Raw genomic sequence first — 17,550 nt, 5'->3', positions numbered from 1 at the left:
AAAAAATAAGGTGTTGGGATGATTACATCCGACCAGGAGACCTAATGATATCGACTCCCATTCGACGATATGGGGCTGCGATACTCATGTTACTCACCACGGCATTTTCGGGTGAGGTGCTTGCGAAGACGCACACGGATACAACGAGTAAGAAAGCCCACGTAATACAGACGACAAGTAGTAAGGTTAGCAGTAAACAAGAGTATTCTCGCAATAGTGCAAAGAGTAGTTCACTTCCTGATTTGCGAAAATACCCTTCCGGAACACCAAGGAAAAAAGCGTTTCTCCGGACGGTAATGCCTTACATCACGAGTCAAAATGCCGCGATTACTGCGGATCGTAACTGGCTGATTTCCAAACAGTACGATAGCCGCTGGTCGCCGTCAGAGCGCGCGCGTCTGAAAGATATCACGAAGCGCTACAAGTTGAGCTGGAACGGTAACACGCGTCGTGTGCCGTGGAATGCTCTCCTTGAGCGTGTAGATATCATCCCGGGCAGCATGGTTGCTACCATGGCTGCTGCCGAAAGTGGCTGGGGTACTTCTAAGCTTGCGCGCAGCAACAACAACCTTTTTGGCATGAAATGTGTGAAAGGTCGTTGTAATAATGCCCCTGGCAAGGTGAAAGGCTATTCGCAGTTTGAATCTGTGAAAGATTCCGTCAGCGCTTACGTAGTGAATCTGAACACGCATCCGGCCTACTCATCGTTCCGTAAATCACGCGCTCAGCTGCGTAAAGCGGACCAGGAAGTGACGGCCAGTACGATGATCCACAAGCTGAAAGGTTATTCGACAAAGGGACAGAGCTATAACAACTATCTGTTCGCCATGTACCAGGATAACCAGCGTTTAATCGCCGCCCATATGTAATCTCAAAAAAAACGCCTTCCACTGGAAGGCGTTTTCTTTTCTATATCAGCACCTCGCTGTGGCGATCCCGATACTCCTTCGGCGTGGTGTCATACTCTTTGCGGAACACCGAATAGAAGTATTGCAGAGACGGGTAACCGCACATCTGTGAGATTTCGTTGATCGATAGCGACGTGGAAACGAGCAGGCTGCGTGCTTTCTCCAGCTTTTCTGCATGGATGACGGCATGAATGGTTTCGCCCACCTCTTCTTTAAAACGCTTCTCCAGATTCGAACGCGAAATGCCCACCGAATCCAGCACCTGATCGACCTTAATCCCTTTGCAGGCGTGGTTGCGAATATAGTGCATGGCCTGAATGACGGCCGGGTCGCTTAAGGAGCGATAATCGGTTGAGCGACGTTCCACCACGCGGACAGGAGGCACGAGCAAACGCTGAAGCGGCAGAGATTCTTTATCGAGCAGACGATGCAGCAGCTTCGCCGCCTGATAACCCATCTGACGCGTGCCCTGAGCAACGGAGGAGAGCGCCACGCGAGACAGATAGCGGGTCAGTTCTTCATTATCAATGCCAATCACGCACAGCTTTTCGGGCACCGGAATGTGTAAATGTTCGCAGACCTGCAGCACGTGCCGCGCGCGCGCGTCCGTCACGGCGATAATACCGGTTTGCGGCGGCAGCGTTTGCAGCCAGTCCGCCAGGCGGTTTTGCGCGTGCTGCCAGTTTTCCGGCGCGGTTTCCAGCCCCTGATAGACCACGCCGCGATACTTCTCCTGCGCGACCAGCTGGCAAAACGCGTGTTCTCGCTCAACGGCCCAGCGCTTGCCGCTGGTGGCTGGTAACCCATAAAACGCGAAGCGATGGACGCCTTTCTCTTTTAAATGGAGAAAGGCGGCCTCGACCAGGGCATGGTTATCGGTGGCAATGTAGTGGACCGGCGGATAGTGTTCGGGCGAATGGTAGGAACCGCCGACGCCCACAATCGGGACGTCGACGTCGGTCAGCAGCTGTTCGATGACGGGATCGTCATAGTCGGCGATGACGCCATCGCCCAGCCACTCTTTGATGTTCTCCAGACGGGTGCGAAAATCTTCTTCAATAAAAATATCCCATTCGGATTGCGACGCCTGCAAATATTCACCAACACCTTCCACCACCTGACGGTCGTAGGCTTTATTGGCATTGAATAACAACGTAATGCGGTGACGCTTTTCAAACATGGCTCACTTCCCAATTAAGTCACAATACGGTTATCAGGCCCGTCGCTTGGTGGCCGAGTCCATCCAGACTGCCAGTAAAAGAATGGCCCCCTTGACGATATACTGCCAAAACGTCGGGACGTCCATCATACTCATCCCGTTATCCAACGACGCCATGATAAATGCCCCCATGACCGCGCCCGCCACGCTACCGATACCCCCTGCGAGGCTGGTGCCGCCAATGACGCAGGCGGCGATAGCATCCAGCTCGGCGATGTTACCGGCGGAGGGAGAACCGGCGCCCAGACGCGAGCTGAGGATCAGCCCGGCGATAGCGACCATCAGGCCGTTAATGGCGAAGACCGCAAGCTTGGTGCGCTCGACATTGATACCTGAGAGGCGAGCAGCTTCAAGGTTGCCGCCAATGGCATAAATACGGCGGCCAAACGCGGTGCGCGTCGCCATAAACATACCGGCCAGCAGTAAAAGCGCCAGCAGCAGGACGGGTGTCGGGACACCGCGATAGTCGTTTAAAAGCCAGATGGCGCCCAGCACAATGACCGCCGTGAGCGCCTGACGCCCCACCACCGAGGTTGACGCTGGAGAAGCCAGCCCCAGCGCCTGACGACGCATGCGTCCACGCCACTGCCACGCGACAAACCCCAGCAACCCCACCACACCGATGGTAAAGCCCACGCTATCTGAGAGGTAACTCTGACCAATCTGCGACATGGCTGCACTGGTCGGGGAGACGGTGGTGCCATTAGTGATGCCAATTAAGATCCCGCGAAAGGCCAGCATCCCTGCCAGGGTGACGATGAACGATGGCACCTTACGGTAGGCAACCCACCAGCCGTTCCAGGCTCCCAGTACCAGACCCAGCACCAGCGTGACCGCCACGGTCAGCGGCAGCGGCCAGCCGAGCCAGACGTCAAAAATCGCCGCCACGCCGCCGAGGAGCCCCATCATCGAGCCGACCGACAGGTCGATTTCCGCGGAGATAATCACGAACACCATGCCCACGGCCAGAATGCCGGTGATGGCGGTCTGGCGGAGCAGGTTGGAGACGTTACGCGCGCTTAAGTACGAGCCATCGGTCATCCAGGTAAAGAACAGCATGATGACGATAATGGCCGCGATCATCACGAAAACCTGCAGGTTAAGCGCTTTTAGCCCCGCGAACGCACCGGGCGTCGGAACAGCGACTTTGATATCAGACGGATTGCTTTTCGACATGACGTTCGCTCCTTAAAGCGGCTTCCATCACCTGCTCCTGCGTCAGGTTCTGGTTAATCAGGTTGGCTTTCAGTTTTCCCTCGTGCATGACCAGCACGCGGTCGCTCAGGCCGAGCACTTCGGGTAACTCAGACGAAATGACAATGACGGCAATCCCTTGCTGTACAAGCTGATTAATCAGTTTGTAGATTTCATATTTGGCACCGATATCAATCCCGCGCGTGGGCTCATCAAGGATTAATATGCGTGGATTGAGAAGCAGGCAGCGCGCCAGAATCGCCTTCTGCTGGTTTCCTCCGCTCAGACGGCCAATCGCCAGTTCCGGCGAGGAGGTTTTGACCTTCAGCCGGGCAAGCGACTGGAGGATGCACTGCTGCTCGGCGGCGTCGTCCAGGCTGCTCAGCGCGCCGGAGAATCGATCGAGTGCCGCAAGCGTAATGTTTTTACCCACTGCCATCACCGGTACGATGCCGTCTTTCTTACGATCTTCCGGCACCATGGCAATGCCGCGGGCAATCGCCTGCTGGCAGTTATCGATTTTCACCGGCTGACCGTCGATGTAAACCGTGCCCTCCCAGCGCCCAGGCCACACGCCAAACAGACACTGTACGGCTTCGGTGCGCCCGGCACCGACGAGGCCAGCAATTCCAAGAATTTCACCGCTGTGAAGGGAAAACGAGACGTTATTGACGCGCTTGATGTGGCGGTTAACGGGGTGCCACGCGGTCAGGTTTTCCACGCGCAGCACTTCATCGCCCGTTGCGTGGGGCTCATTCGGGTAGAGCGCCGTCAGCTCGCGGCCCACCATCATGGTGATGATGTCATCTTCACTCATGCCCGCGGCTTCACGCGTGCCGATGTGCTGCCCGTCGCGGATCACGCAGATGGTGTCCGAAATGGCTTTGACCTCGTTCAGCTTGTGCGAGATGTAGATACAGGCGATGCCGTGGTTTTGCAGATCGCGGATGATGTTGAGCAGAACCGCAGTTTCCTGTTCGGTGAGCGAGGCCGTTGGCTCATCGAGGATCAGCAGCCTGACCTGTTTATTTAGCGCTTTCGCTATTTCGACCAGCTGCTGTTGCCCGAGGCCCAGATCCCCCACGCGGGTGTCCGGTGAAATGTTGAGGCTCACCTGCGCCAGCAGCTTTTCGCAGCGGAGCGTCATGGTGTCGTAATCCAGCACGCCGCGGTGGGAAATTTCGGCCCCGAGGAAAATGTTCTCCAGCACGGTGAGATGCTTCACCAGCGCCAGCTCCTGGTGAATGATGGCGATGCCTTTGCGCTCGGTATCGCGGATGTGTGTTGCCTGAATCACTTCGCCGGCAAAGACGATTTCACCTTCGTAGCTGCCGTGTGGGTAGATCCCGCACAGCACTTTCATCAGCGTCGACTTGCCCGAACCGTTCTCACCGCACAGCGAAACCACTTCGCCGGGATTCAACCGGAGGCTGACGTTGTCGACGGCTTTCACCATGCCGAAGCGTTTGGTGATGCTTTTCATTTCAAGTAAATAAGGCATAACCGCTCCACATAGCCCGAGGGAAGAACAGTACAACGTGATGCGCCCCCGCAGAGCAGGGGCCGCGCCGGATTACAGTTCGCTCTTCTTGTGGAAACCGTCTTTAACCACGGTGGCGTCAATGTTCTCTTTGTTGACTTCAATCGGCGTGAGCAGGCGCGCCGGAACGTCTTTCAACCCGTTATTCAGGGTCGCGTCTGCTTTAGGTTGTTTGCCATTGCCCAGCTCCACGGCGATTTCCGCCGCCGTATTGGCCAGCTGGGTAATCGGTTTGTAGACCGTCATGGTTTGGGTGCCTGCGATAATGCGTTTTACGCCAGCCAGATCGGCATCCTGTCCTGAAATAGCGACTTTACCGGCCAGCCCCTGGGCGCTCAGGGCCTGGATAGCGCCGCCTGCGGTGGCATCGTTGGAGGCCACAACCGCGTCAATTTTGTTGTTGTTGGCCGTCAGCGCGTTTTCCATAATCTTCAGCGCGTTTTCTGGCAGCCAGCCGTCGGCCCACTGATCGCCAACCACTTTAATTTTCCCGTTGTCGATGTACGGCTTAAGGACTTTCATTTGCCCTTCGCGGAACAGTTTGGCGTTGTTATCTACCGGAGAGCCGCCCATCAGGAAATAATTGCCCTGAGGCACTTTGTCGATCAGGCTTTGCGCCTGTAATTCCCCGACTTTTTCATTGTCGAATGAAATATAATAATCAATATCCGCATTATTAATCATGCGGTCATAGGCCAGGACTTTTATGCCTTCCTGTTTGGCTTCTTTCACCACGTTACTTAATACCTGGCCGTTATAGGGGATAATGACCAGAACATCGACGCCACGGTTGATCATATTCTCGATCTGCGACATTTGTGTTTCTTCATTGCCGTTAGCCGACTGAACAAACACGCTGGCGCCGAGGGATTCTGCTTTCTTCACAAAAATATCGCGATCTTTTTGCCAGCGCTCCAGGCGCAGGTCGTCAATCGCCATGCCAATTTTGACCTCTTTGGCATGTCCTGCAAAGCTTGCAAGGAGAAGCGTAGTGCAGAGCGTTAGAGTCAGGTTCTTTATCTTCATAATTATTAGGCCTTTTTGTAGGGGTATGTGTTGCTGAGATAAAAGAAACATTCACTGCTGAGACGCAGCAAATTTTTAACGCGGAAAGGCGGGCTGGCAATTACAGATTTTTATCTTCTCATTATGATATTTGGTTTATTTCTGAATTTATGACCGCGATCGGATTTTAAAATACGTAACGTCTTAATTACATTTGATTCTGGAATACGCGCCGAAAAATAGTTTGTCTGCGCATTATTTTGCGAGCCAGCGCACAGTTGTGCATTCTCTCAATAGCAGTGTGAAATAACGTAATTGAGCAACCCAAAATGTCTATTCACTATTACTCCTGTATCAACGACTCGCCGCATACCCTGATTATGGAGCTCAATATGCAAGCTTATTTCGACCAACTCGATCGTGTTCGTTACGAAGGCCCAAAAACGACCAATCCTTTAGCATTTCGTCACTACAACCCGGATGAGCTGGTGCTGGGTAAGCGCATGGAAGATCATCTGCGCTTTGCCGCCTGTTACTGGCATACCTTCTGCTGGAACGGCGCCGATATGTTCGGCGTGGGTTCCTTTGACCGCCCGTGGCAGCAGCCGGGTGAGGCCATCGAGCAGGCAAAGCGCAAAGCCGATGTGGCGTTTGAGTTCTTCCACAAGCTAAACGTGCCGTACTACTGCTTCCATGACGTGGACGTGTCGCCGGAAGGCGCGTCGCTGAAAGAGTATCTGAACAATTTTGCGCAGATGGTGGATGTACTGGCGGCGAAACAGCAGCAAAGCGGCGTGAAGCTGCTCTGGGGTACGGCAAACTGCTTCACCAACCCACGCTACGGCGCGGGCGCGGCAACCAATCCGGATCCGGAAGTGTTTAGCTGGGCAGCCACGCAGGTGGTGACGGCAATGAACGCTACGCATCAGCTGGGTGGCGAGAACTATGTCCTGTGGGGTGGCCGTGAAGGTTATGAAACGCTGCTGAACACCGACCTGCGTCAGGAGCGCGAGCAGATTGGCCGCTTTATGCAGATGGTTGTCGACCATAAGCACAAAATCGGCTTCCGCGGCACGCTGCTGATTGAGCCGAAACCGCAGGAACCGACCAAGCACCAGTATGACTACGACGTGGCGACGGTGTATGGCTTCCTGAAGCAGTTCGGTCTGGAAAAAGAGATTAAAGTGAACATTGAAGCCAACCACGCCACGCTGGCGGGCCACTCTTTCCATCACGAGATCGCGTCTGCCATTGCGCTGGGCATTTTCGGCTCTGTCGATGCGAACCGTGGCGATGCACAGCTGGGCTGGGACACCGATCAGTTCCCGAACAGCGTGGAAGAGAATGCCCTGGTGATGTACGAGATCGTCAAAGCGGGCGGTTTCACCACAGGCGGCCTGAACTTTGACGCCAAGGTACGTCGTCAGAGCACCGACAAATACGATCTGTTCTACGGCCACATTGGCGCGATGGACACCATGGCGCTGGCGCTGAAAGTGGCGGCGCGCATGATTGAAGACGGCGAGCTGGATAAACGCGTAGCGAAGCGTTACAGCGGCTGGAACAGTGAGCTGGGCCAGCAAATCTTGAAAGGTCAGTTATCGCTGGCGGAAATTGCGAAGTACGCTGAACAGCAGCAGCTGGCGCCGCAGCACCAGAGCGGGCACCAGGAACTGCTGGAAAATCTCGTAAACCACTATCTGTTTGATAAGTGATTGAGCTGAAGATGCACGTAGGCCCGGTAAGCGTTAGCGCCACCGGGCATTTCTGTAAAAGGAGTCACCGTAATGTATATCGGGATCGATCTTGGCACATCGGGTGTGAAAGCCATCCTGTTGAGCGAGCAGGGCGACGTATTAGCCACGCAGACGGAAACGCTGCAGGTTTCACGTCCGCATCCGCTGTGGTCGGAACAGGATCCGGAGCAGTGGTGGCAGGCGACGGACCGCGCAATCAAAGCCTTAGGTGAGCAGCACAGCCTTCGTGACGTGAAAGCGCTGGGAATTGCCGGACAAATGCACGGCGCTACGCTGCTCGATAGCCAGCATCGCGTGCTGCGTCCTGCGATCCTCTGGAACGATGGCCGCTGTGCGGAAGAGTGCGCGCTTCTTGAGGCGCGCGTGCCTGCCTCCCGCGAGATTACCGGCAACCTGATGATGCCCGGCTTTACTGCGCCCAAATTACTGTGGGTGCAGCGCCACGAACCGGAGGTTTTCCGTCAGGTGGCGAAAGTCCTGCTGCCGAAAGACTATCTGCGTTTTCGCATGACGGGCGATTTCGCCAGCGACATGTCCGATGCCGCGGGCACCATGTGGCTCGACGTGGCGAAGCGCGACTGGAGCGAGGCGATGTTGGATGCCTGCCATCTGACCCGGGAACATATGCCCGCGCTGTACGAAGGCTGTGAGGTAACAGGCGAACTGCTGCCAGCCGTTGCTGAGCGCTGGAATATGCCTGCCGTACCCGTGGTGGCCGGAGGCGGCGATAACGCGGCGGGCGCTGTCGGTGTCGGCATGGTTGAGGCGGGTCAGGCGATGCTGTCGCTGGGAACGTCCGGCGTCTATTTTGCCGTCAGCGACGGGTATCGCAGTAATCCAGAAAGCGCTGTGCACAGTTTCTGTCATGCCCTTCCCGGGAAATGGCATTTGATGTCGGTAATGCTCAGCGCGGCGTCCTGCCTGGACTGGGCGGCAAAACTCACCGGCATGGCCGACGTTCCGGCGCTCATTTCCGCAGCCCAGCAGGCGGATGACGCTGCGGGCACCGTCTGGTTTTTACCGTATCTTTCCGGTGAGCGTACGCCGCACAACAACCCGGAAGCGAAAGGGGTGTTCTTTGGCTTAACCCATCAACATGGCCCGGCAGAGCTGGCGCGCGCGGTTCTGGAAGGCGTGGGGTATGCGCTGGCCGACGGGATGGACGTGGTGCACGACTGCGGTCTGAAGCCGACGAGCGTCACCCTGATTGGCGGCGGTGCGCGAAGCCCTTACTGGCGACAGATGCTGGCGGATATCAGCGGGTTGCAGCTGGATTTCCGCACCGGCGGGGACGTCGGGCCCGCGCTCGGCGCCGCGCGTCTGGCGCAGATAGCCATTCATCCGGAACAACCGCTTTCGCAACTGTTGCCGCAGCTTACGCTTGAACAGGCGCATGTACCTGACGCGGCGCGCCATGCGCGGTACGCGGAAAGGCGCGACGTGTTCCGCAAAATCTACCAGCAGCTGCTGCCGCTGATGTCGTAAATAGGCTTGTCCGGGAGAGGCGCGAGGATGTCCTTTTTTGGTCTGTGCGTGCCTTCCTTTCCTTGCCAGTATGGTGTCACACCCACTGGCGAGGAGATCCATCATGTCACGCACTGCATTAATCAACATCGATACTCAGCAGTCATTTCACCACCGCAATTACTGGCAGGAAGGCGAGATCCCTGCCTTTCAGCAGGCGATGCTGGGGCTGATTGAAGGCTGCCAGGCGCGCAATATTCCGGTCGCTGATATTTTTCATGTGGATGAAGACGAACCTTTCACCCTGGAAAGCGGCTATGTCAAACCGATGGCCTTTTTGCGTCATCAGCCGGATGTGGTTTTCCAGAAACACGTCCATAATGCGTTTACGGATACCGGGCTTGACCGCTGGCTGCGCGAGCGCGATATCAACAGTGTGATTATCTGCGGCATTCGCACTGAACAATGCTGCGAAACCACCGCCCGGGTGGCATCCGATCTGGGTTATGCTGTGACCTTTGTCAGTGAGGCAACGCTGACGTTTCCCATGACTTACAAGGGCATTACCCTTAGCGCAGCGGAAATTCGCCATCGTACCGAGACGGTACTGTCCGGGCGTTTTGCCGAGATTAAAACGGTAGCGGAGACGCTGGAGTCCCTGTAATGAGCATCGACGTCTGGTTCGTGATGTTGCCCGGAGTGCTGTCATTAGACATGACCGGCCCGGCAGAGACCTTTGTGCTGGCTGGCGATGCGTTTCGCCTGCATTACATTGGCCCGCAGCCGGAGGTTCCGACGTCGATAGGCCTGACGATGAGCGGTATCCAGCTGTTGCCGGATCGTCTCCCGGAAGGCAGCCTGCTGGTGCTGCCGGGGGTGAGCGACTCCCGCTTTCAGTTCTCAACGCCACAGGCGCAGCAGATCCAGCACTGGCTGATGCGCCTGCAGCCGCAGATCCAGAGCCAGGAAATCACCATGATGTGCGTCTGTTCAGGGGCCTTACTGGCGGCGAAATCGGGCCTGTTGAACAACCGACAGTGCACGACCCATCATGATGTTATTAGTCGTTTACGCACCGCTGCCCCCACGGCGACGATTAAAGAAAACCGCATCTTTGTGCAGGATGAGAATATCTGGACCAGCGCGGGGATCACGTCTGGCATCGATCTGGCGCTGCACATGATTAACCGCCTGTGCGGCCCCGAAAAGGCGCTGGCCGTGGCGCGCGAAATGGTGGTCTGGTTCCGCCGTTCCGGTGACGATCCCCAGCTATCCCCGTGGCTACGCTACCGCAATCATCTTCATCCGGCGATTCATCGGGCGCAGGATGCGCTCACCGCCGAGCCGCAAAAGACCTGGAGCTTGCCTGACATTGCCGCCCTGGCGCACGTCAGCCCGCGTCACCTCACCCGGCTTTTCCAGTCACATTTAGGTATTAGCGTTCGCGATTATCTTGAGCAGCTGCGTCTGGCGGTGGCGGAGCAGTGGCTATTGCAGGGGCGCGGCGTGGAGCAGGCTTCACTGGCGGCAGGGTTTTCCTCCCCGCGCCAGTATCATCGCGCCCGGCAGCGAAGCATTAGCTGACGAAGCGGCGAGCGTCTATTTTTTGCAGCAGCATCGACAGCAGCAGGCTGATCGCCAGCGTGGCGGCAAAAATCCAGACGATATCCAGCACCGGCCAGCTTTTTAGCTCAACGCCTCTCGTGCGCAGCGCGTGGATCACCAGCGCGTGAAAACCGTAAATCCCGAGAGAATGCCGCGAGATAAGACTCAGCACGGGCAGGGCGCGCTCGTTCAGAGTATTTTTGGCGAGCGTGAGCAGCGAAACGGCACAGATAAAGACCATCGGCCCGCAATAGAGATACCAGGTATCGGCAAAATTGCCGCGCCACTGCAGCTCGTGCAGCGTTCCGCGTGAAATCACCGCCACGCCAGCGATAAACAGCGCCCCGCAGAGCCAGTTCAGACCGCGTTTTTGTGTGTCCATCATCCCGATGGCGCGCCCCAGCATGCCGTAAAGCACGTAGTAAAAAGTATCGCCGTTGATATAGAGATTGATCGGCAACCACTCAAATCCGTCGATTTTCTGTGAGAGCGTATTCGGGTTGGCGATAATGCCGATAACCACCATCAGGGCCAGCAGCATTTTACCGCTGACGCTTTTTACCTGGATGAGCGGGGAGACCAGATAGATAACGATAATGGCGAAGAAGAACCACAGGTGGTAAAACACCGGTTTTTGCAGCACGTATTTCAGCGATAGCCCGGCGTTAATGGAGGTGAACAGCGTGATATAGAGCAGAGCAACGGCGCTGTAGAACCCCAGGCAGGCCGCGATGCGGATGAAGTGCCGCGGCTGCGCGCTACGTTCGCCAAAAAAGAGAAAGCCGGAAATCATAAAGAACAGCGGCACGCTGACGCGTGACGCAGAGTTGAGAATATTGGCGATATCCCAGTTAACGGGGCTGATGCTGTGGGCATTCGTGACGTACCAGGTCGTCGTGTGGATCATGACCACCATCAGACACGCTATTCCACGCAGGTTATCAATCCAGTTAATTTTTGACTGCATCAGTTCCTCGTATTCCCTGTAAATTGAGTGTGACTGCCATTGTCCAAAAGTCTTCGCTTGGAAAATTCTGAGTTTTATTCAGCAGGCTTGTAGGGAGGCCGCGAGATTCGCAGAATGCCGGACCGTAATCTATAAAAGCTTTGATACTAAAAATAACAGCCACTGACCAGGGCGGTAATAAAAATGATGATGAAGCGTGTGGCGTCACTCTTTCTGCTGGCGAGCCTGGCGGGATGCAGCGCGCCGCAAGAAGCACCTGTGCAAAAAGCGCAGCAGGGTAAAATGAGCCCGGAACGTTCACTGGATATGGAAGCGCTCTGTAAGGATCGGGCCGCTCGCCGCTATAACTCGGACGTGCAGAAAATTGATGTCACCGGGTTCGAGCGTTTTCAGGGAAGCTACGAGCTGCGGGGCCATACGTCGCGCAAAGAGGGCTTTGTCTGCTCGTTTGATGCGGACGGTCAGTTTTTACACCTCTCCATGCGCTAGCCTGCTCGCATAATCAGCAGCCAGACGCCGTCAGCGTTCTGGCAGCAAGGCTTATTTCCCAATTTTCCCTAAACAACCCCGTTTCGTACTGTATATCTTGCAGCCAGCGGGTATACTGGTCCCTTCCATTTAAAACCACACGTATCCAGCACGAAATACTATGCAAAAGTTTGATACCAAGACCTTCCAGGGCCTGATCCTGACCTTACAGGATTACTGGGCTCGTCAGGGCTGTACCATTGTTCAACCTTTGGACATGGAAGTCGGCGCCGGCACTTCACACCCGATGACCAGCCTGCGCGCGTTGGGGCCAGAGCCAATGGCGACCGCGTATGTGCAGCCTTCCCGTCGTCCGACCGATGGTCGTTACGGTGAGAACCCGAACCGACTGCAGCATTACTATCAGTTCCAGGTGGTGATTAAGCCATCACCAGACAACATTCAGGAACTGTACCTCGGGTCGCTGAAAGAGCTGGGTATGGATCCAACCATCCACGACATCCGTTTCGTGGAAGATAACTGGGAAAACCCAACGCTGGGTGCCTGGGGGCTGGGTTGGGAAGTGTGGCTGAACGGCATGGAAGTGACCCAGTTCACCTACTTCCAGCAGGTGGGTGGTCTGGAATGTAAGCCAATCACCGGTGAAATCACCTACGGTCTGGAACGTCTGGCGATGTACATTCAGGGCGTAGACAGCGTTTACGACCTGGTCTGGAGCGACGGCCCGCTGGGTAAAACCACCTACGGCGACGTGTTCCATCAGAACGAAGTAGAGCAATCCACCTATAACTTCGAATATGCGGACGTGGACTTCCTGTTCACCTGCTTCGAGCAGTATGAGAAAGAAGCGCAGCAGCTGCTGGCGCTGGAGACTCCGCTGCCGCTGCCTGCTTACGAGCGTATTCTGAAGGCCGCCCACAGCTTCAACCTGCTGGACGCCCGCAAAGCCATCTCCGTGACTGAACGTCAGCGCTACATTCTGCGTATTCGTACCCTGACCAAAGCCGTTGCAGAAGCTTACTACGCGTCCCGTGAAGCCCTTGGCTTCCCGATGTGCAACCGAAACAAATAAGAGGCGGCCATGTCTGAGAAAACTTTCCTGGTGGAAATCGGCACCGAAGAGCTGCCACCAAAAGCCCTGCGCAGCCTAGCTGAATCTTTCGCTGCGAACGTGACCGCCGAGCTGGATAACGCTGGCCTGGCACACGGTAAAATTGAGTGGTTTGCTGCACCGCGCCGTCTGGCGCTGAAAGTAGCAAATCTGGCGGCGTCTCAGCCGGATCGTGAAGTCGAAAAACGTGGACCGGCGATTGCCCAGGCGTTTGACGCGGAAGGCAAGCCGAGCAAAGCGGCTGAAGGCTGGGCGCGCGGCTGCGGCATCACCGTCGATCAGGCCGAGCGTCTGACCACGGATAAAGGCGAGTGGCTGCTGTACCGTGCGCACGTGAAAGGCGAAAGCGCGGAAGCGCTGCTGCCGGACATGATTGCCACGTCTCTGGCGAAGCTGCCGATTCCTAAGCTGATGCGCTGGGGCGCGTCCGACGTGCACTTCGTGCGTCCGGTTCACACCGTGACCCTGCTGCTGGGCGATACCGTTATCCCGGCGACCATTCTGGGCGTGGCGTCCGATCGCGTGATCCGCGGGCACCGCTTCATGGGCGAGCCTGAGTTCACCATCGACAATGCCGACCAGTACCCGCAGATCCTGCTGGAGCGCGGTAAAGTTATTGCCGACTACGAACAGCGTAAAGCCAAAATCAAAGCGGACGCTGAAGAAGCGGCGCGCCAGATTGGCGGTAACGCCGACCTGAGCGAAAGCCTGCTGGAAGAAGTGACCTCTCTGGTTGAATGGCCAGTTGTGCTGACCGCGAAGTTCGAAGAGAAATTCCTGGCCGTTCCGGCTGAAGCGCTGGTGTACACCATGAAAGGTGACCAGAAATACTTCCCGGTTTACGCCAACGACGGCAAGCTGCTGCCAAACTTCATCTTCGTAGCAAACATCGAATCGAAAGATCCGATCCAGATTATCTCCGGTAACGAGAAAGTTGTTCGTCCGCGTCTGGCGGATGCGGAGTTCTTCTTCAACACCGACCGTAAAAAGCGTCTGGAAGATAACCTGCCGCGCCTGCAGACCGTGCTGTTCCAGCAGCAGCTGGGCACGCTGCGCGACAAGACCGACCGCATTGCGGAGCTGTCCGGCTGGATCGCCCGTGAAATCGGTGCCGACGTCAACCACGCGACGCGTGCAGGCCTGCTGTCCAAGTGCGACCTGATGACCAACATGGTGTTCGAATTTACCGACACCCAGGGCGTGATGGGCATGCACTACGCGCGTCACGATGGCGAAGCGGAAGACGTGGCCGTGGCCCTGAACGAGCAGTATCAGCCGCGCTTCGCGGGTGACGACCTGCCGTCCAACCCGGTTGCGTGCGCCGTGGCGATTGCCGATAAGATGGACACCCTGGCGGGTATCTTCGGTATCGGCCAGCATCCGAAAGGCGATAAAGACCCGTTTGCGCTGCGTCGTGCTGCGCTGGGCGTGCTGCGTATCATCGTTGAGAAGAACCTGAACCTCGATCTGCAGACCTTGACCGAAGAAGCGGTGCGTCTGTACGGCGACAAGCTGACCAACGCGAAGGTTGTGGATGACGTGATCGACTTTATGCTCGGTCGTTTCCGCGCGTGGTATCAGGACGAAGGTTACACCGTTGACACCATTCAGGCGGTGCTGGCGCGTCGTCCAACCCGTCCGGCTGATTTTGATGCGCGTATGAAGGCGGTTTCCCACTTCCGTACGCTGGAAGCGGCATCTGCCCTGGCTGCGGCTAACAAGCGTGTATCCAACATTCTGGCGAAATCCGACGAGACGCTGAACGAGCGCGTGAACGCCGCAACCCTGAAAGAGCCGGAAGAGATCGCGCTGGCGATGCAGGTTGTTGTGCTGCGCGACAAGCTCGAGCCGTACTTCGCGGAAGGTCGCTACCAGGAAGCGCTGGTGGAGCTGGCCGAGCTGCGTGACGTGATCGACGCCTTCTTCGAGAAAGTGATGGTGAACGTAGAAGATAAAGAGCTGCGTATTAACCGTCTCTCCATGCTCGAGAAACTGCGCGAGCTGTTCCTGCGCGTAGCGGATATTTCGCTGCTGCAGTAACGTGCCCGTTGCCCGGCGGCGCTTCGCTTACACGGGCCTGCAGGTGAGAAAAACCCGCTTCGGCGGGTTTTTTTATGGCGCATCGATGAAAATTTAACCTTGAAACCGTCAACACATTACCGCTATTCTTATCCGCGTTAACTTTCTCGCGCCGGAGCGCCCCCCAAAAATGAACAAACACGACTGATGAATTTCGATCCTTGCTAAACGCCACCGCGTGGGCAGGGGATGTTTTGATTTCATTCAGGAGTGCTTATGGCTCATTTTGCGCAGTCCCCTTCTTTTATTTTGCATCAGGTCACGTGTCAGTTTCCGACGGGTGATACCCTTTTTGGTCCGCTGAATCTCACGCTGGACCCCTCCCTGTGCGCGCTGGTTGGCCGTAACGGCAGCGGGAAAACGCGTCTGCTGCGTCTGCTGGCGGGGCTGGACGAACCGGCTACCGGTCATATTGAACGCTTTGGCTCGCATGCCTGGGTGGCGCAGCAGCACGTCATTTCTCCGCAGACGACGCTAGCTGAACTGCTCGGATATGACGCGATTTTTACGGCGCGTAAGCGCATCGACAGCGGCGATTACCAGCCTGACGATCTGGAGCTGCTTGACGGCCACTGGGATGTTGCCGAGCGCCTGAGCGAGGCGTTTATCAATGCGGAGCTACCACCGTTTGACCCGGATAAACCCGCCGGCGAACTCAGCGGCGGCGAGCGCATCCGCGCCCTGCTGTGCGGGGCGTTTACGGCTGAAGCCGATTTCATGCTGCTGGACGAGCCCACTAACCATCTGGACCGACAGAGCCGGGCGTGGTTCTACGACCAGCTCAGCCGTTTTCAGGGCGGCGTGCTGGTGGCCTCCCATGACCGCGAACTTCTGGAGCAGGTACCGCGTATCCTTGAGCTGAGCGCCTCGGGCCTGCGCAGCTACGGCGGGAATTATTCGGATTATCAAACCCAGCGCGATGCCGAACAGCAGGCGGCCCGCGCGGCGCTGGAACATGCGGCAACCGAGCGCAAACGCACTCGGGTACGCATGCAAAAAGAGCATGATGACAGCCAGCGGCGTTCGGCAAAGACATTGCGCACCGTCGATACACTGAATATCGCGTCGTTCGAGCGGGTCAAATATAAAGGCGCGGCGAAGGAGCGGATCGGTTCCTGGAAAAAACAGCACAGCGAGCAAAATGAAGCCCTCAACGCCGCGGTAAATAAGGCGCGTGAACGCGTTGAGGAAGATAACCCGGTGATGTTCACCCTGCCGGGGAGTCAGATCCCGGAGGGGAAGCAGGTGCTGGTGCTGGAGGATCTGGTGCTGCCGCATGTGCCTGTTCCTCCGCTCAACTTGCGGATGGACGGACCGATGCGCGTGGCGTTAAAGGGACCGAACGGCTGCGGCAAATCGACGCTGTTAAAAACCCTCCTCGGCGAGATTGCCCCCCGTTCGGGTACCTGTAAGGTTTCAGTCAGCTGCGCTTATCTCGACCAGCATCTGTCCCAACTCGATCTTTCGCAGTCGGTCATGACGCATCTCAACCTGGGTCATACGCCTCTGGAACAGGGGGTATTGCGAACCCGTCTGGCGCAGCTTCAACTGGGTGCAGACAAAGTCACGCTCCCGCTGGCGGAGCTCAGCGGCGGCGAGCGTCTTAAGGCCGCCCTGGCCTGCGTGCTGTGGCGCGCGGAGGCCACGCAGCTTCTGCTGCTGGATGAACCGACCAACCATCTGGATTTGGCCTCGGTCCAGGCCATTGAAGCGGCGCTGGTAGGTTTCCCCGGAGCTCTGCTGGTGGTATCACACGACGAGGCTTTTTTAAGAGGCTTAACGTTAACGCATGAGTGGGTATTGGAAGAGGCGGGCTGGCGTTGCGAGAGCCTTTAAAACACAAGCCCCCGCAAAGGCGGGGGCATTCAATCTTCACTACGCTATCTGTTTGCTGAGTGCAGGGTTGGCCTGAATCAGGCGCATCAGCCTTAACTCGGTTGGGGTGGGTTTCTCACGTTTTGACTCCCACTCCTGCACCATAGCCACGCTGACACCCATCGCTCTGGCGAATTCTTCGGTTTTCAGTCCTGTCCCTTTGCGCAATTGCTCATATTCTGTAAAGGGATTGGATTTTTGTTGCAGGCTAATTGTCTGCGGTACATCTTTAAAAATGATCTGTTCCAGGCTGCTCAGCAGCTCAAACTCAGGATCTTTATATTCCATTGAGGACTCCTCTTAAATCTCACATCGTGATCAAGAACATCAGAGAGCC

At 56.5% G+C, this 17,550-nt stretch carries 15 protein-coding genes; 9 read left to right on the top strand and 6 right to left on the bottom strand.

Features of this window, described 5'->3' with window-relative positions:
* Positions 1-44: 44 nt before the first annotated feature.
* Positions 45-869 carry a protein bax gene (locus BJ885_RS18955; RefSeq protein WP_059347330.1) on the top strand — a complete coding sequence of 275 codons (825 nt, stop codon included), beginning with the start codon at positions 45-47 and terminating at the stop codon, positions 867-869.
* 40 nt (positions 870-909) lie between these two features.
* On the opposite strand, the gene xylR is transcribed toward BJ885_RS18955, so the two are convergent.
* The 4 genes from xylR to xylF all read right to left on the bottom strand — a co-directional run bounded on the left by xylR (position 910) and on the right by xylF (position 5,887).
* Positions 910-2,088 (bottom strand): D-xylose utilization transcriptional activator XylR, encoded by a 1,179-nt coding sequence (xylR, locus tag BJ885_RS18950; RefSeq protein WP_029740987.1) that lies wholly within the window; start codon positions 2,086-2,088, stop codon positions 910-912.
* Positions 2,089-2,121: 33 nt separating this feature from the next.
* The gene (xylH, locus tag BJ885_RS18945; RefSeq protein ID WP_121932616.1) at positions 2,122-3,303 is read right to left on the bottom strand and encodes a xylose ABC transporter permease XylH; all 1,182 of its coding nucleotides are present in this window, start codon (positions 3,301-3,303) and stop codon (positions 2,122-2,124) included.
* A complete protein-coding gene (locus BJ885_RS18940; protein ID WP_121932617.1) occupies positions 3,281-4,822 on the bottom strand; it encodes a xylose ABC transporter ATP-binding protein in 1,542 nt (513 codons plus the stop codon). The genes xylH and BJ885_RS18940 overlap by 23 nt, the downstream gene beginning before the upstream one ends.
* A gap of 72 nt (positions 4,823-4,894) precedes the next feature.
* Positions 4,895-5,887: a D-xylose ABC transporter substrate-binding protein gene (gene xylF, locus BJ885_RS18935; protein ID WP_032650791.1), complete on the bottom strand. Its 993-nt coding sequence runs from the start codon at positions 5,885-5,887 to the stop codon at positions 4,895-4,897.
* A gap of 371 nt (positions 5,888-6,258) precedes the next feature.
* On the opposite strand from xylF, the gene xylA reads away from it, so the two are divergent.
* From xylA to BJ885_RS18910, 4 genes are all read left to right on the top strand, one after another.
* Positions 6,259-7,581, top strand: a complete 1,323-nt coding sequence (gene xylA, locus BJ885_RS18925) for a xylose isomerase (RefSeq protein WP_121932637.1) — start codon at positions 6,259-6,261, stop codon at positions 7,579-7,581.
* Positions 7,582-7,653: 72 nt separating this feature from the next.
* Complete coding sequence (gene xylB, locus BJ885_RS18920; protein WP_059347327.1) at positions 7,654-9,108, top strand: xylulokinase; 1,455 nt, start codon at positions 7,654-7,656, stop codon at positions 9,106-9,108.
* A gap of 103 nt (positions 9,109-9,211) precedes the next feature.
* Positions 9,212-9,751 (top strand): isochorismatase family protein, encoded by a 540-nt coding sequence (locus BJ885_RS18915; protein ID WP_029740981.1) that lies wholly within the window; start codon positions 9,212-9,214, stop codon positions 9,749-9,751.
* Positions 9,751-10,671, top strand: a complete 921-nt coding sequence (locus BJ885_RS18910) for a GlxA family transcriptional regulator (protein ID WP_121932618.1) — start codon at positions 9,751-9,753, stop codon at positions 10,669-10,671. The genes BJ885_RS18915 and BJ885_RS18910 overlap by 1 nt, the downstream gene beginning before the upstream one ends.
* Here BJ885_RS18910 and BJ885_RS18905 read toward each other — a convergent pair.
* Positions 10,664-11,659: an acyltransferase gene (locus BJ885_RS18905; RefSeq protein ID WP_029740979.1), complete on the bottom strand. Its 996-nt coding sequence runs from the start codon at positions 11,657-11,659 to the stop codon at positions 10,664-10,666. The genes BJ885_RS18910 and BJ885_RS18905 overlap by 8 nt on opposite strands.
* Before the next feature lie 183 nt (positions 11,660-11,842).
* Between BJ885_RS18905 and BJ885_RS18900 the strand changes: the two genes are divergently transcribed.
* The 4 genes from BJ885_RS18900 (at position 11,843) to BJ885_RS18885 (ending at position 17,174) form a co-directional block, all read left to right on the top strand.
* Entirely contained in the window at positions 11,843-12,148 is a 306-nt protein-coding gene (locus tag BJ885_RS18900; RefSeq protein ID WP_047646683.1) for a YsaB family lipoprotein, read from the top strand.
* Positions 12,149-12,308: 160 nt separating this feature from the next.
* Positions 12,309-13,220, top strand: coding sequence for a glycine--tRNA ligase subunit alpha (gene glyQ / locus BJ885_RS18895; RefSeq protein ID WP_003860141.1), 912 nt, complete (start codon positions 12,309-12,311; stop codon positions 13,218-13,220).
* Positions 13,221-13,229: 9 nt separating this feature from the next.
* Positions 13,230-15,299, top strand: coding sequence for a glycine--tRNA ligase subunit beta (glyS, locus tag BJ885_RS18890; RefSeq protein ID WP_029740977.1), 2,070 nt, complete (start codon positions 13,230-13,232; stop codon positions 15,297-15,299).
* 255 nt (positions 15,300-15,554) lie between these two features.
* Entirely contained in the window at positions 15,555-17,174 is a 1,620-nt protein-coding gene (locus tag BJ885_RS18885) for an ABC-F family ATP-binding cassette domain-containing protein (RefSeq protein ID WP_121932619.1), read from the top strand.
* Positions 17,175-17,213: 39 nt separating this feature from the next.
* Here BJ885_RS18885 and BJ885_RS18880 read toward each other — a convergent pair whose 3' ends face one another.
* A complete protein-coding gene (locus tag BJ885_RS18880; RefSeq protein WP_023309948.1) occupies positions 17,214-17,501 on the bottom strand; it encodes an HTH-type transcriptional regulator in 288 nt (95 codons plus the stop codon).
* Positions 17,502-17,550 lie beyond the last annotated feature (49 nt).

Origin of the sequence: Enterobacter sp. WP_7_1, from assembly GCF_003688535.1 — a bacterium.
GTDB lineage: Bacteria > Pseudomonadota > Gammaproteobacteria > Enterobacterales > Enterobacteriaceae > Enterobacter > Enterobacter asburiae.
Note: the sequence above shows the minus strand (reverse complement) of the source record. Positions and strands in the feature narration are given on the sequence as shown.

What these genes read in the sequence shown, in the direction of transcription:
- BJ885_RS18955 (WP_059347330.1), top strand. Translation starts at nt 45, where the DNA reads ATGATATCGACTCCCATTCGACGATATGGGGCTGCGATACTCATGTTA.
- xylR (WP_029740987.1), bottom strand. Translation starts at nt 2,088, where the DNA reads ATGTTTGAAAAGCGTCACCGCATTACGTTGTTATTCAATGCCAATAAA.
- xylH (WP_121932616.1), bottom strand. Translation starts at nt 3,303, where the DNA reads ATGTCGAAAAGCAATCCGTCTGATATCAAAGTCGCTGTTCCGACGCCC.
- BJ885_RS18940 (WP_121932617.1), bottom strand. Translation starts at nt 4,822, where the DNA reads ATGCCTTATTTACTTGAAATGAAAAGCATCACCAAACGCTTCGGCATG.
- xylF (WP_032650791.1), bottom strand. Translation starts at nt 5,887, where the DNA reads ATGAAGATAAAGAACCTGACTCTAACGCTCTGCACTACGCTTCTCCTT.
- xylA (WP_121932637.1), top strand. Translation starts at nt 6,259, where the DNA reads ATGCAAGCTTATTTCGACCAACTCGATCGTGTTCGTTACGAAGGCCCA.
- xylB (WP_059347327.1), top strand. Translation starts at nt 7,654, where the DNA reads ATGTATATCGGGATCGATCTTGGCACATCGGGTGTGAAAGCCATCCTG.
- BJ885_RS18915 (WP_029740981.1), top strand. Translation starts at nt 9,212, where the DNA reads ATGTCACGCACTGCATTAATCAACATCGATACTCAGCAGTCATTTCAC.
- BJ885_RS18910 (WP_121932618.1), top strand. Translation starts at nt 9,751, where the DNA reads ATGAGCATCGACGTCTGGTTCGTGATGTTGCCCGGAGTGCTGTCATTA.
- BJ885_RS18905 (WP_029740979.1), bottom strand. Translation starts at nt 11,659, where the DNA reads ATGCAGTCAAAAATTAACTGGATTGATAACCTGCGTGGAATAGCGTGT.
- BJ885_RS18900 (WP_047646683.1), top strand. Translation starts at nt 11,843, where the DNA reads ATGATGATGAAGCGTGTGGCGTCACTCTTTCTGCTGGCGAGCCTGGCG.
- glyQ (WP_003860141.1), top strand. Translation starts at nt 12,309, where the DNA reads ATGCAAAAGTTTGATACCAAGACCTTCCAGGGCCTGATCCTGACCTTA.
- glyS (WP_029740977.1), top strand. Translation starts at nt 13,230, where the DNA reads ATGTCTGAGAAAACTTTCCTGGTGGAAATCGGCACCGAAGAGCTGCCA.
- BJ885_RS18885 (WP_121932619.1), top strand. Translation starts at nt 15,555, where the DNA reads ATGGCTCATTTTGCGCAGTCCCCTTCTTTTATTTTGCATCAGGTCACG.
- BJ885_RS18880 (WP_023309948.1), bottom strand. Translation starts at nt 17,501, where the DNA reads ATGGAATATAAAGATCCTGAGTTTGAGCTGCTGAGCAGCCTGGAACAG.